At 73.6% G+C, this 12,362-nt stretch carries 10 protein-coding genes, 1 pseudogene and 1 riboswitch; of the genes and pseudogenes, 2 read left to right on the top strand and 9 right to left on the bottom strand.

What is annotated here, in order from left to right; genetic code table 11:
• Window positions 1-635, bottom strand: a pseudogene (locus tag AB0L89_RS40555) (cytochrome P450); the annotation flags it as partial.
• 910 nt (window positions 636-1,545) lie between these two features.
• Between AB0L89_RS40555 and AB0L89_RS40560 the strand changes: the two are divergent.
• Complete coding sequence (locus AB0L89_RS40560; protein WP_365152926.1) at window positions 1,546-2,421, top strand: SGNH/GDSL hydrolase family protein; 876 nt, start codon at window positions 1,546-1,548, stop codon at window positions 2,419-2,421.
• Window positions 2,422-2,589: 168 nt separating this feature from the next.
• Window positions 2,590-3,447 (top strand): endo alpha-1,4 polygalactosaminidase, encoded by an 858-nt coding sequence (locus AB0L89_RS40565; RefSeq protein ID WP_365152928.1) that lies wholly within the window; start codon window positions 2,590-2,592, stop codon window positions 3,445-3,447.
• Between the two features lie 48 nt (window positions 3,448-3,495).
• Here AB0L89_RS40565 and AB0L89_RS40570 read toward each other — a convergent pair whose 3' ends face one another.
• The 8 genes from AB0L89_RS40570 to cbiQ all read right to left on the bottom strand — a co-directional run bounded on the left by AB0L89_RS40570 (window position 3,496) and on the right by cbiQ (window position 12,362).
• The gene (locus tag AB0L89_RS40570; protein WP_365152930.1) at window positions 3,496-3,987 is read right to left on the bottom strand and encodes a DUF4430 domain-containing protein; all 492 of its coding nucleotides are present in this window, start codon (window positions 3,985-3,987) and stop codon (window positions 3,496-3,498) included.
• Between the two features lie 92 nt (window positions 3,988-4,079).
• The gene (locus AB0L89_RS40575) at window positions 4,080-5,555 is read right to left on the bottom strand and encodes a hypothetical protein (RefSeq protein ID WP_365152932.1); all 1,476 of its coding nucleotides are present in this window, start codon (window positions 5,553-5,555) and stop codon (window positions 4,080-4,082) included.
• Window positions 5,452-6,606: an ECF transporter S component gene (locus AB0L89_RS40580; protein WP_365152934.1), complete on the bottom strand. Its 1,155-nt coding sequence runs from the start codon at window positions 6,604-6,606 to the stop codon at window positions 5,452-5,454. Before AB0L89_RS40580 ends, AB0L89_RS40575 begins: the two co-directional genes overlap by 104 nt.
• A gap of 23 nt (window positions 6,607-6,629) precedes the next feature.
• On the bottom strand, window positions 6,630-8,234 hold the full coding sequence (locus AB0L89_RS40585; RefSeq protein WP_365152936.1) for an ATP-binding cassette domain-containing protein: 1,605 nt from the start codon (window positions 8,232-8,234) through the stop codon (window positions 6,630-6,632).
• Entirely contained in the window at window positions 8,231-9,376 is a 1,146-nt protein-coding gene (locus AB0L89_RS40590) for a CbiQ family ECF transporter T component (RefSeq protein WP_365152938.1), read from the bottom strand. The genes AB0L89_RS40585 and AB0L89_RS40590 overlap by 4 nt, the downstream gene beginning before the upstream one ends.
• Complete coding sequence (locus AB0L89_RS40595; protein WP_365152940.1) at window positions 9,373-10,392, bottom strand: hypothetical protein; 1,020 nt, start codon at window positions 10,390-10,392, stop codon at window positions 9,373-9,375. The genes AB0L89_RS40590 and AB0L89_RS40595 overlap by 4 nt, the downstream gene beginning before the upstream one ends.
• A 144-nt stretch (window positions 10,393-10,536) precedes the next feature.
• Window positions 10,537-10,682, bottom strand: a riboswitch (cobalamin riboswitch).
• A 49-nt stretch (window positions 10,683-10,731) separates the two neighbouring features.
• Window positions 10,732-11,616, bottom strand: a complete 885-nt coding sequence (locus AB0L89_RS40600; protein WP_365152943.1) for an ATP-binding cassette domain-containing protein — start codon at window positions 11,614-11,616, stop codon at window positions 10,732-10,734.
• Window positions 11,613-12,362 carry a cobalt ECF transporter T component CbiQ gene (gene cbiQ / locus AB0L89_RS40605; RefSeq protein WP_365152945.1) on the bottom strand — a complete coding sequence of 250 codons (750 nt, stop codon included), beginning with the start codon at window positions 12,360-12,362 and terminating at the stop codon, window positions 11,613-11,615. The genes AB0L89_RS40600 and cbiQ overlap by 4 nt, the downstream gene beginning before the upstream one ends.

Consider the following 12,362-nt stretch of genomic DNA (forward strand, 5'->3'; position numbering starts at 1 on the left):
GCCTGGGCCCTGAGCAGGGCGGTGATCAGGTCGTCGGCGGGGGTGGCCCGGCGGCGTTTGACCAGGTCCTTGACCTGCTCGACCATCGAGCGCAGGGCGTGGGGGGTGCGGTCCGGGCTCATGGAGACCAGCGCGTCGCCCCACTCGCGCCAGGCCGGCCGGTCGCTCTCGGGCACCCCGACCAGCTCGCAGATCACCGCGATCGGCACCGGGTAGGCGAACGCCTCGATCAGGTCCACCGGATCCGGGCCGGCCGCGGCCGCGTCGATGTCGTCCAGGAGCCGGTCCACGATCTCCTCGATGCGCGGCCGCAGCCCGGTCACCCGCCGCGCGGTGAAGGCGTAGGAGACCAGCTTGCGCAGCCGGGCGTGCTCCGCCCCGGAGAAGTTGATCAGCATCCCGGTGACGTAGACCATCAGGTCCTCGGGGATGCCCAGCGCCGTCAGGTTGCGGATCAGCGGGTCCTCGACGCCCTCCTGCGGCGCCTGCCGGGTGGCGAACCGCGGATCGCTCAGCACCGTGCGGACCTCGGCCGCCCCGGTCACGTACCAGGCCGGGGTGCCGTCCATCGCCCAGCCCCGCCACACCGACGACTGATCCCGCAACCGCCCGAACTCACCCCGAAGATCAGCCATTATCGCGGGATCCAGAAGATTCGGCTCATAGGTATCAGTCATGGAACTGCCCCTTATTGGTTGCGAATGTGTTGTGTATCTGCTGTGTGCATACATGTGAGGGCACATCAGACCGCCCGCTGCGGCGGATGCGATTGCCCGGGTATGGGGATATCAAGCAGGAAGCGACCGACGGACGCGTCAGTGACGACTGGCCCTCGACGGGATGAAATGACTCCGACATGCGCCTGAATTCATCAGGGCCGGAGCGCGGAGAAAACCGCAGGAACAGCGGAAGAAGAGAGTCGATCCCAGGCTGGGCCGAGCGCCCCGGGCGGCCGTCCGGGCCGGGAGCGCCACCAGCTCAGCCGCCAGATGCGCAGGGGAGCGCCCAGGGGGCGCCGAGCGCCCGGCCTGGTGGTGGAAATCAAAGTGGACCGAGACCACTAATGACGGCGCGCCCGCACCGGGCGCACGCCGCAATCGACGACCGAGTCGTAAATCCATATCCGATTACTTCCCCCGCCAGATCATTGGGATCGACTCCTGGCGGCGATCAGTTAAACGGCTGACGACCTTGGGTGTCAATCAAGTTCTGACCTCATTGACACGAAATCTCTTGCCATTGGTGACAGTTCGTCTTGTTGGGTCCGTTATAAGCGCCGCACCGCGTCGGCGGCGCCCATTGCCCGTCCCGCGCGCACCCACGCACCCCAGTCGGTCACTTTCGGCCAAGTGCTCGAAATGAGCCACTGTTTCTCCGGCCCCCGCCGTCCCGGCGCCCACCTTTGTCACGCGGATGCCAAAACTTCTCCACCGGACACGCATCCCCGCGCGTAGTTAACCGTCGAATCCTCAACTACGTTGCCCAGGCGCGACCCTCACGACCCGCCCCACCGGCCCCCCACCCCGGAGGAGAACCCTCATGCGGATGCCCGCACAGCATCGCACCGCGGCAGCCCTCGCCGCCGTCACCGCCACCGCCGCCCTCGGCCTCGCCGCGGGACCGGCCGCGGCCGACGCCGCCGCCCCCGTGAACTACGTCGCCCTCGGCGACAGTTACAGCGCCGGTTCGGGCGTACTCCCCCTCGACCCCGGGGCGCCCCTGCTGTGCGCCCGCACGTCGAAGAACTACCCGCATCTCATCGCGGCCTCGCTCGGCGCGAAGCTCACCGACGTGACCTGCGGCGGCGCGCAGACCAAGGACTTCACCACGTCCCAGTACCCGGGCGTGGCACCGCAGTTCGACGCCCTCAAGAGCGACACGGAGCTGGTGACGCTCACCATCGGCGGCAACGACAACAACACGTTCATCGGCGCGATCCTCGCCTGCGGCACCGCGGGCGTCCTCTCCGGCGGCAAGGGCAGCCCCTGCAAGGACCAGAACGGCGACACCTTCAAGGAGCAGATCGAGTCCAAGACGTACCCGGCGCTCAAGGCCTCGCTCGACGAGATCAAGGCCCGGTCCCCGAAGGCGAAGGTCGCGATCCTCGGCTACCCGTGGATCGTGCCGGCCCAGTCCGTGCCGGGCTGCTTCGCCAAGATGCCCATCGCGGAGGGCGACGTCCCCTATCTGCGCGACCTGCAGACGAGCCTGAACGGCGCGGTGCAGCGGGCCGCCGGGGAGACCGGCGCGACGTACGTGGACATGGGCGCCGCGTCCGACGCGCACGACGCCTGCAAGCCGGCGGACCAGCGCTGGATCGAACCCGTCCTGTTCGGCACGAACTTCGTCCCCGTGCACCCGAACGCCGCCGGTGAGGCGGGGATGGCCGCGGAGACCGCCAAGGCCCTGAACCTGTCCTGATCGCGCCCTGGCCTGATCGCACGCCGTCCTGATCACGCCCCGACCCGATCTCGGCCCGCGCCGACCGCGGCCCGCCCTGCTCGCGGGCCCGCCGCACGCGACGGCGGCGCGGGCTGAGATCCTGGTCGGGTGATCGGGATCAAGTGGCCTACCAGCAAGAACCGCTCCATGCGAGCGTCCGCACGAGCCGGGGCCCTCGGTGTGCTGGCCCTCGCCCTGCTCGTTCCTCTCGCCGCCTGCGGGACCTCCGACTCCCGCGGGCCCGAGTCCGGCACGTCCACGGCCCGCCCCGCCGGTGACGACGTCCGCCGCCCGCGGGCCGACGCCGCCTTCGACTACCAGCTGGGCGGCCCCTACCGGCCCCCGGCCAAGACGCGCGCCGTCTCGCGCGACCGCACCGCCGACCCCGTCCCCGGGCTCTACAACATCTGTTACGTCAACGCCTTCCAGGCCCAGCCCGGCAAGGACGCCGCGCGCTGGTGGCAGCGCGAGCACCCCGACCTGGTCCTGCGCGACGACGAGGGGCACGAGGTCGTCGACGAGGACTGGCAGGAGCCTCTGCTGGACATCTCCACCGCCAAGAAGCGCGCCGCCCTCGCCGATGTCGTCGGCGCGTGGATCGACGGCTGCGCGAAGGCGGGATTCGACGCGGTGGAGCCCGACAACCTCGACTCCTACGAACGCTCGGACGGGCTGCTCACGGCCGACGACGCCGCGGAGTTCGCCCGGCTCCTGGCCCGCCGCGCCCACGACAAGGGCCTGGCCATCGCCCAGAAGAACACCACCGACCTCCTGGACCGGCGCGACCGCATCGGCTTCGACTTCGCCGTGACCGAGGAGTGCGCCCACTACAAGGAGTGCCCCGACTACGCGTCCGCGTACGACGGGCGGGTCTTCGACATCGAGTACGAGCGGAAGGACTTCGACGCCGCCTGCCGCAGCTGGGGCGGGGAGCTGTCCCTCACCTTGCGCGACCGCGACGTGCGGCCCGCCGGTGAGGACGGGTACGTGTTCCGCCGCTGCTGACGGACCTGCCGCCGACGCCCCCACGGCGCCGGCGGCGGGCCCCCGCCACTACATCTCGGTCCAGGTGAAGGCGACCTTGTCGCCCGCCTTGATGCGGAACTGGCAGCCGCCCACAGGGGTGGCGGTGCCGTTCACGGAGATGTTCCAGTAGGCGTCCTGGCCGCCGTTCTTGCCGTCGATGGTGGTCACGAAGTAGTCGTCGTACGACGGGTACCAGGTCCCGTCCCAGGTGAAGCCCTGCTTCTTGGCCGCGTCGTCCAGGGCGGCGGTGGGCGTGGCCCCGGCGGTGGTGTTGGCGCCGTTGTTGGTGCCGTCGCACTTGTGCGTGCCGCCGGATGCGGTGGTGACGGTGTGACCCTTGGTGCTGATGGTGCTGTCGTAGAGCGCGCCGTTGGGGCCCTTGACCGTCAGGGTGACCGTGATGGGCGCGTTGGCCGCGGCCCTGACGGGGGCGGCCTGGGTGGCGGGGGCCGCCGCGCCGAGGGTGAGGCCGACGGCCGCGACGAGGAGGGCGGTTCTTCGGGGCAGGGTGCTGCGCATGGTGAGGTGCCTTTCCGCTGGTGGGGCAAGGGGTGAGGTGCTGTCCGGTCCGCCGGTGAAGCCGGCGGGTGACATGGTCGGTTGAGGTGGTGTCAGGTGCGGGTGGCGCGGCGCCTGCGGGCGAGGACGACCGCACCCGCACCCGCGGCCAGCAGGGCCGCCGCCCCGCCGGCCAGCGGCAGCGCGGTGGAGCCGGTCGACGCGAGACCGCCCGCGGGCGTGACGCCGCCCGTGCCGTCCCCGGTCGTACCCGAGCCGCCCGGGTCGCCGGAGCCGCCCCCCGTACCGCCGGTGGCCGTCGTACCGCCGCCGCTCGGGGAGCCGCCCGACGCCGAGGCGTCGCCGGACGGGGACGGGCCCGGGGAGGCCGTCGGATCGGTGCCGCCCGTGGTGCCGCCGTCGGTACCGGAGCCGCCCGAACTACCGCCTTCTGTACCGCCGTTGGAGCCACTGCCGCCGCTCCCACCGGTGCCGCCACTCCCTCCGGTGCCGCCGGTTCCGCCCGTTCCGCCGCTGCCTCCGTCGGGCGAGCACGCCACCGGCTCCAGGCCGCTCGACGCGCCCTTGCCGTCGATCTGCGCCAGGGACTTGCCCGTCAGCGCGGGCACCGCCTGGGCGGTGGCCCGCAGCGCGGTGCCGTCCGCCTTCGGCTCGGAGTAGCCGACCGCGCCCCGGTCCGCGCTCGCGCCCCCGCAGCCCACCTGCACGGACCGCAGCCAGGCGATGCCCTTGCCCGCGGCCTCGACACGACCGCCCGCGGCGAGAGCCTGGACGTCCAGGGCCGTCGAGTTGGAGTTGCCCGGCGGCGTGCCGAAGCCGTTGTCGCGGAAGCTGCCGTCGGCGAGCTGCTGTTTCTCCAGCCAGTCCAGCGCGGGCCCGGCGTCCGCGGTGCGGCCCGCGCCGAGCAGCGCCTGCACCGCGAGGCCGGTGCTGTCGGTGTGGGACTTGCACTTGGCCGGGTCGGACTTGAAGAACAGCGGGTAGCCGCCGTCGGCGCAGCGGGACGAGGCGAGGAAGTCGACGGCCTTGTCGGGCAGGTCGCCGCTGCGCTGGAGGGCGAGGACGGCGAGCGACTGGGTGAACTGGTTGGAGCCGTCGCCGTTCGGGAGGTCGTCGGTGAAACGGCCGCTGTCCTGCATCCGGCCGAGCAGCGTCTTGGTGAGGTCCTGCCCGCCGAAGTCCTTCGGGTCGCGGCCCTCGATGGCGGCGACCAGGGCGAGCTTGGCGGTGCCGCCCGCGAAGACCTTGCCGGGCGTGCCGCGGTTGATGTAGGCGGCGGCATGGGCGGCGAGCCAGTCCGTGGCCTTCTTCTGCGCGGCGCCGCCCGTTCCGGTCGCGGCGAGGCCCATCACCACGTCCGCGGTCAGGCCGTGGTCGGCGGAGGCGTTGGAGCCGTCGGTCAGCTTGGACGTCATCCAGGTCGCGGCGGCGTTCGCCGGGGACTTCAGTGCCGGTGCGGCGGGGTCAGCCGCGCGTGCGGGGCCTGGCGTCAGCAGGGCGCTCGCCACCGCGGCGGCGAGGGCGGCGGGCAGCACCGCCCGTGCCCCAGGTCTGAGGGACGGAGTCATCGTCGGTCTTCTCCTTGCTGGTACGTGTCCGAAGGACGTGAGGTGGGGCGGCCGGTTCGGCCGGTGGTCCGGCGGGGTCGAGGACAGCGGTTCCGCCGGCGGCGACGGGCGAGTCGACGACGTCGGGCGCCTCAGGGACGGCGGGCGCCTCGGAGACGACGGCCGCGCCGGGCGGAACGGGCGCCTCGAAGGTGACCGGCGCGTCGAAGGCGGCGCGCCGCGCGGCCCTGCGCAGGACCGCGAGGACGGCGGGCCCCAGGGCGACGATCGCGATCAGATTGGTCAGCGCGCGTCCGGTGTCCCAGCCGAAGGTCGAGGTGACCAGGGTGAAGACGGCGAAGCGGTGCAGGTTCTCGGTGACCGGGTCGCCCGCGACGAACGAGAGCTGGGTGTCGGTGCCCGCGGTGAAGGGCCAGAACCACATGTTCATCAGGAAGCCGAAGACGTACGCCACGAGGACGCCGTAGACGGCCAGCAGAGCGATCTCCGCCCGGCCCGTGAGCCGCCGGGGCAGCAGTCCGGCGCCGAGCCCGATCCACCCGGAGGCGATCATCTGGAACGGCAGCCACGGCCCGACCCCGGCGGTCAGCAGCGCCGAGGCGAACAGCGAGGTCGCCCCGAGCACGAAGCCGAACCCGGGTCCGAACACGCGGCCCGCCAGGACCAGCAGGAAGAACACCGTCTCGATGCCCGCGGTGCCCGCGCCCAGCGGCCGCAGCCCCGCGTTGACCGCCGACAGCACGCCGAGCATCGCGAGGGCCTTCGTGTCGATGCCGCCGGACGACATCTCGGCGAGCACCACGGCGAGCAGCACCGGCATGGTCAGGACGAACAGGAGCGGGGCGTCGGCGCTGTGCGCGGCCGCCTCGGGGCGCGGCGCCACGAACAACGGCCAGAAGAACATGGCGAGCCCGGCCGCGCTCGCGAGCGTCAGCACGGCGGCGCTGCGGGCTCCGACCGGCAGCGCGGGCACCCGCGCGCCGCGCTCGGAACGCCCGTCCCGCCAGAGCACCCGCACGCCACGCTCGGAACACCCGTCCCGTGAAGACACGCGACCTCCACGGCCTCTGCGGGTCATACGGCCTCCAGGGCGTGCCGGACCTGCTCCACGGTCAGCCACTCCTGCGGGCTGAGGACCTTGGCGACCTGCGGGGCGAAGGCGGGCGAGGAGACCACGACGTCACGGGTCGGCCCGTCGGCGACGATCTCGCCCTCGGCCATCACGACCACCCGGTCGGCGGCCCGTGCGGTGAACTCGACGTCGTGGGTCGCCACCACGACCGCACGGCCCTCGTCGGCGAGGCGGCGCACGAGGCCCGCGAAGGCCTCCTTGGCGTGGTAGTCGAGGCCGCGGGTCGGCTCGTCGAGGAGGACGACCTCGGGGGCGGCGGCGAGCTGCACGGCGAGCACGAGGGCGAGTTGCTGCCCCTCGGACAGATCACGCGGATGGCGTTCCCCCGGGATGCCGGGGGCCAAGGTGTCGAGCAAGGTGCGCGCGGTGCCCGCGGGGGCGTCCGCGTCGGCGTCGGCCTGGGCGCACTCGGCGTCGACGGTCTCGCGGTAGAGGAGGTCGCTCGCGGTCTGCGGCACCAGCCCGACCAGGGCGCGCGCCCTGCGGGCCGACAGCTCGCCCGGGTCCTGTCCGCGCACCTCGACGGTGCCCGAGCGGCGCGGCCCCGAGCCCTGCAGGGCCCACAGGAGCGAGGACTTGCCGGAGCCGTTGCGGCCCATGAGGGCGGTGACCCGGCCGCGCGCCAGGGTCAGGTCCACCTCGCGCACGGCGACGGTCCGGTCGTATGCGACGGTGATCCGGCGGCCCGTGAGCGCCGCCTCGCCCGGGTCCGCGTCGGATCGGGGTGGTGTGCGGTCCGCGAGCCGTTCCCGCAGGGGCGCGGCCTTGCGGCGCGCGTCGCGCACCGACAGCGGCAGCGGGTCCCAGCCGGCCAGCCTGCCCAGGCGTACGACGGGCGGCGCCACGTCCGAGGCGCGCATCAGGTCGGCGGGGTCGCCCGCCACCACGTGCCCGTCGCCCGGCAGGTGCACGAGCCGGTCCGCGTACTGCAGGACGCGTTCCATGCGGTGCTCGGCGACCAGCACGGTCGTGCCGAGGTCGTGCACCAGCCGGGTGATCGCCGCGAGCACCTCCTCGGCGGCCGTCGGATCGAGCGCCGAGGTCGGCTCGTCGAGGACCAGCACCTTGGGGTGCGCGGTCAGGACGGACCCGATCGCCACGCGCTGCTGCTGTCCGCCGGACAGGGTGCGCAGGGCGCGCCGGCGCAGGGCGGCGATGCCCAGCAGGTCGAGGGTCTCCTCGACGCGCTTGCGCATCACGTCCGGCGGTACGGCCAACTGCTCCATGCAGTAGGCCAGTTCCTCCTCGACGGTGTCGGTGACGAACCCCGCGAGCGGGTCCTGGCCGACGACGCCGACGAGCGCGGCGAACTCCTGCGGGGCCGCGGTCGCCGTGCTCACTCCGTCGACCGCCACCCGGCCGCGCAGATGGCCGCCGGTGAAGCGGGGCACCAGGCCGTTCACCGCGCCGAGCAGCGTGGACTTGCCCACGCCGGTGCGCCCGGTGACCAGGCACAGCTCGCCCTCGCCGATGTGCAGGTCCACACCGCGCAGGGCGGGTTCCCGGGCGTCCGGGTAGCGGAAGGTGACCTCGTCGAAGTCGATCACGCGGTCACCTCCAGGGGCTGATGGGGCACCGGATCGGGTGCGGGGTCGGACGACGCGGGAGGTTCCGGTGCCAGGTACGCGGGCCCGACACCGACCAGTACGGCGAGGGCGGGGAGTGCCGCCACCTCGGGCCAGGCGAGCGGGGGCAGCGAGGGGTACAGCGACGCGGCGTCCGTCCGCGAGGCCGCGTAGAGCAGGATCGCCGAAGCCACCCCGCAGGCCGCCACGAGGAGTTCGGCCGTCCGCCAGCGGTCGGGGCGGTAGCCGCTGCGCCGCACCCGACGGCCGCCGAGCACGAACCCGCAGCCCGCCAGGGCGAGTCCGGCCAGGAGCAGCGGCGCTCCCAGGTACGGGGGCGTGCTCGCGCCCATCGCTCCGTACAGGCCGGCGCAGACGCCGAGCAGGCCGCCCAGGACGAGGGTGCCGGTGAGCAGCCGGGTCCGCGGGGCGATCCTGCCGGTGTGGCCGTAGCCGTGCGAGGCCATCGCGGCGGCCAGGGCCAATGAGCGGTTCATCGCGTCTTCGAGGACGGGGATGACGATGCCGTGCAGGGCGCGGACGCCCCTGGTCCGGCCGCCGCCGCGCAACCGCCGTGCCCTGCGCACCCGTTGCACGCTCTCGACCAGCTGTGGCGCGACGGTCAGGGTGACGACGACGGACGTGCCGACCTCGTAGAGGGCGCCCGGCAGCGCCTTGAGCATCCGCTTGGGGTTGGCCAGGGCGTTCGCCGCGCCGACGCAGATGACCATGGTGGCCAGGCGCAGGCCGTCGTAGAACCCGCCGAGGAGCTGTTCGGCGGCGACGGGCCCCAACAGGCGGATTCCCGCGGCCGCTTCGGGCAGGGTGATCTGCGGCAGCGTGAACAGGACCGTGTCGCCCTGGCCGCCGCCGAAGACGATCCGGAACACCACGCGTGTCGTCACGATGAACGCGCCGAGCACCAGGTACATCCGGAACGCCAGCGCCCAGGGCGCGTCACCGCGCCTGCGCACCACGACGAAGGCCACGACGGCGAGGATCATCACCAGCAGGACGGGGTTGGCGGTGCGGCTCGCGGCCGCGGCCATGCCCAGCGCCCACAGCCACCAGGCGCCGGGGTGCACCGCGCGCGGCAGCGCGCGGTGCCCGAGGGCGGCGCTCACCCGGAACCGTCCGCGCGCGCCGCCCGCTTGCGGCGCCAGGCCGTGGCTCCGGCGCCCGCGGCGAGCAGTACGGCGGCGGCGATGCCGATCAGGGTGCCGGTCGGCGCGCCGGAGGACGCGGCGGTCTCGACCGTGCGCCTGTCGTCGCCGCCGGTCCAGTCGGCGGCCTCGCTGGGCGTGATCACCGGGCTCGGCGACCCGGACGCGGACGGGCCGGGCGTCGCGGACTTCTTGTCCTTGCCGTCCTCGCCCTTCTTGCTCTTCTTTTCCTTCTTCTTCTCGTCCTTGTCCTTGTCCTCGGAGGGGTGCCGCTCGGGCCGATCGCCGGGGCGCGCGGCGCCGTCCTGTCCGGCCCCCGCTCCGGGTCCCGCGCCACCGGATCCGACCTCGGCGCCGCCGCCCTGCGAACCGCCCTGCTCCCCACCGGAGTTACCGCCTCCGCCCGAGGACCCCGATCCGCCCGACCCACCGGTCCCGCCCGAGCCGGAGCCCGAGCCCGGCGGCCGCTTCGGCGCGACCCTGGGCGACGGTGCCTCGTCCTGCTCGCGGTCGAGGGAGAACGACCAGCCCTCGAAGCTGCCGGTCGGCGGGGTGCGGTAGGTCGCGCCCTGCTGGCTGTAGGTCCACGCGCCGCCGTTGGGGGCGTGCCAGTACGACCAGTACGCCTTGGTGGGCGGGGTGTCGACGCACGGTTCGCGGTCGGGCCCCGGGCTGCCCTCCAGGCGACAGATGAAGGACTCGCCCCACCGGTTGGTGCCGGTCACGTCGATCCCGGCCGCCTTCAGCGCGGCGAGCCCGCTGGCCTGGCTGCCCACGGCGCAGCGCACGATGGTCGTGCCGCCCAGCTCGCGGAAGTCGACGACCACGGTCACCCCGTTCGCGTCCGGGCAGAATCCGGCGCGGCCGCGCCCGGTGTCCAGGGCGCTCGCGGTGTCCGGTGCCGCGCCGAGGCCGAGCGCGACGGCGGACAGGAGCAGGCCGAGGGCAGCGGCGAACACGCGTAACGAACGGGCCATTTCGGGTCCTTCGGGCCGGGGCCGCACCAGGACCCCGACATGCCCGTGCCGCGCAACAAACCCCTGACGCGCGTTCCGTGCGGAAGCGGCAGGGGCCGATGAACCGGGGGCTCAGGGCTCCACGCTGCAGACCATGACAGTGAGAAGCAGTGCACATGTCGCGTCGGGCGATCCGGCTCACGGCGTCGAGCGCCGCTCACGGTTGCAGGTCAGCGCCGGATTCTCACCGGCTTTCCCCAGTCGCGCATGCATTCAGTTGTCACTTCGTCAACACACGAAGCAAGGTGAAGAGTACGCCCGGCGTCCCGAACCGGCCACCCCTTCCCGCTGTAACCATGATCACTGGTCGTCGCGTGCCGCGAGGGCGGCCAACTCCTCCGGGGTGCGCGGCCCGTGGCCCGCACCGTCGTGCAGGCCGTGCGCCCGCAGGAGCTCCGCGACGGCGATCCCCCACGGCAGCGTCAGGCCGGCCCGGGCGAGCAGGTCCCGTTCGGCGAGCATCCGCGCCACCGGCCCTGCGCATACCCCCGAGGGCGTGAGCAGCGCCGCGTCGTCGGCCCAGCGCAGGGCGAGGTCCACGTCGTGGGTCGCCATGACCACGGTGGTCCCGGCCTCCCGCAGTCGGCCCAGGGTCGCCAGGAGGCGTTCCTGGCCGTCGGGGTCGAGTCCGGCGGTCGGCTCGTCGAGGATCAGCACGCGGGGACGCATCGCGACCGCGCCGGCGATGGCGGTCCGCTTGCGCTGGCCGTAGGAGAGCAGATGGGTGGGCCGGTCGGCCAGCGCGGTGATGTCGAGCGCGGCGAGCGCCTCGGCGACGCGCGCCCGGACCTCCGCGTCGGGCAGGCCGAGGTTCAACGGGCCGAAGGACACGTCCTGTTCGACCGAGGCGGCGAACAGCTGGTCGTCCGGGTCCTGCACGACCAGCTGGACGGTGGTCCGCAGCCGCGTCAGCCCCTTGCGGTCGTACGTCACCGGGAGGCCGTCGACCGTCAGCCCGCCCCGGTCCGGCCGCAGCCCGCCGCTGAGCAGCCGCATCAGCGTGGTCTTGCCGCTGCCGTTGCGTCCGAGCAGGGCGAGGGCGCGGCCCGCCACGACGTCGAAGTCGAGGCCGCTGAGCACGGTGGGCCCGTCCTCGTACGCGTAGGAGGCATCGCGCAGGGAGACCAGCGCCTCGCCCGCCTCCGTGGGAGCGCCCGGCTCGCGAAGAGCACGCGGCTCGCTCATGGCAGGAACCTTTCCAGTACGAGGGTGAGGGCCGCCAGGCCCACGAGAAGGGCCGCGCTCGCGGCCACGAACGGCCGGGAGATCCGGGCCTCGGGCACGAGCACCCGCAGGGTGCCGTCGTAGCCGCGTCCGGCGAGCCCGGCCTGGAGCCGGCTCGCCCGGTCGAAGGCCCGCACGAACGCGGTGGCGCCGAGCCCGGCGAGGGAGCGCCAGGTGGCGGCCCGGGTGGTGTGGCCGAGGCGGGCCGCCTGCGCCTGCCGGATCCGGCTCATGGAGTCCAGGAGCAGGAAGCTCATCCGGTACGTCACGAGCGCCACGTCCACGACCGGTGCGGGCACGCCCGCCTTGACCAGGCGCGGCAGCAGGTCCGACATCGGTGTGGTGAAGGCGAACAGGAGCACGCCGAGCGAGGCCGCCGAGGTGCGCAGCAGCAGCCCGCCGGCCCGCGCGGGACCGCCGTCGGCGAGCGTCACGAACCCGTCGGGGCCGCCCACCTGGACGAGCAGGGTCAGGGCGCCGGTGACGCAGAAGCCGAGCGGCACGCGGTAGGCGCGCCAGAGCTTGCGCGGCGGCACGCCCGCCGGTCCGAGCAGCACCGCGAGCGCGGCGGTCAGCACCAGGACGGCTCCCGGCCAGGGGGGCAGGGAGATCGCGAGGACGGTGAGGCCGAGCCCGAGCACGGCCTTGTCCACGGGGTGGCGGCGGCGCCAGTGGCTGCTGTGCGCCGCCGCGTCGATGGGCAGCAC

The organism is Streptomyces sp. NPDC052114, assembly GCF_040680155.1.
Taxonomy (GTDB): domain Bacteria; phylum Actinomycetota; class Actinomycetes; order Streptomycetales; family Streptomycetaceae; genus Streptomyces.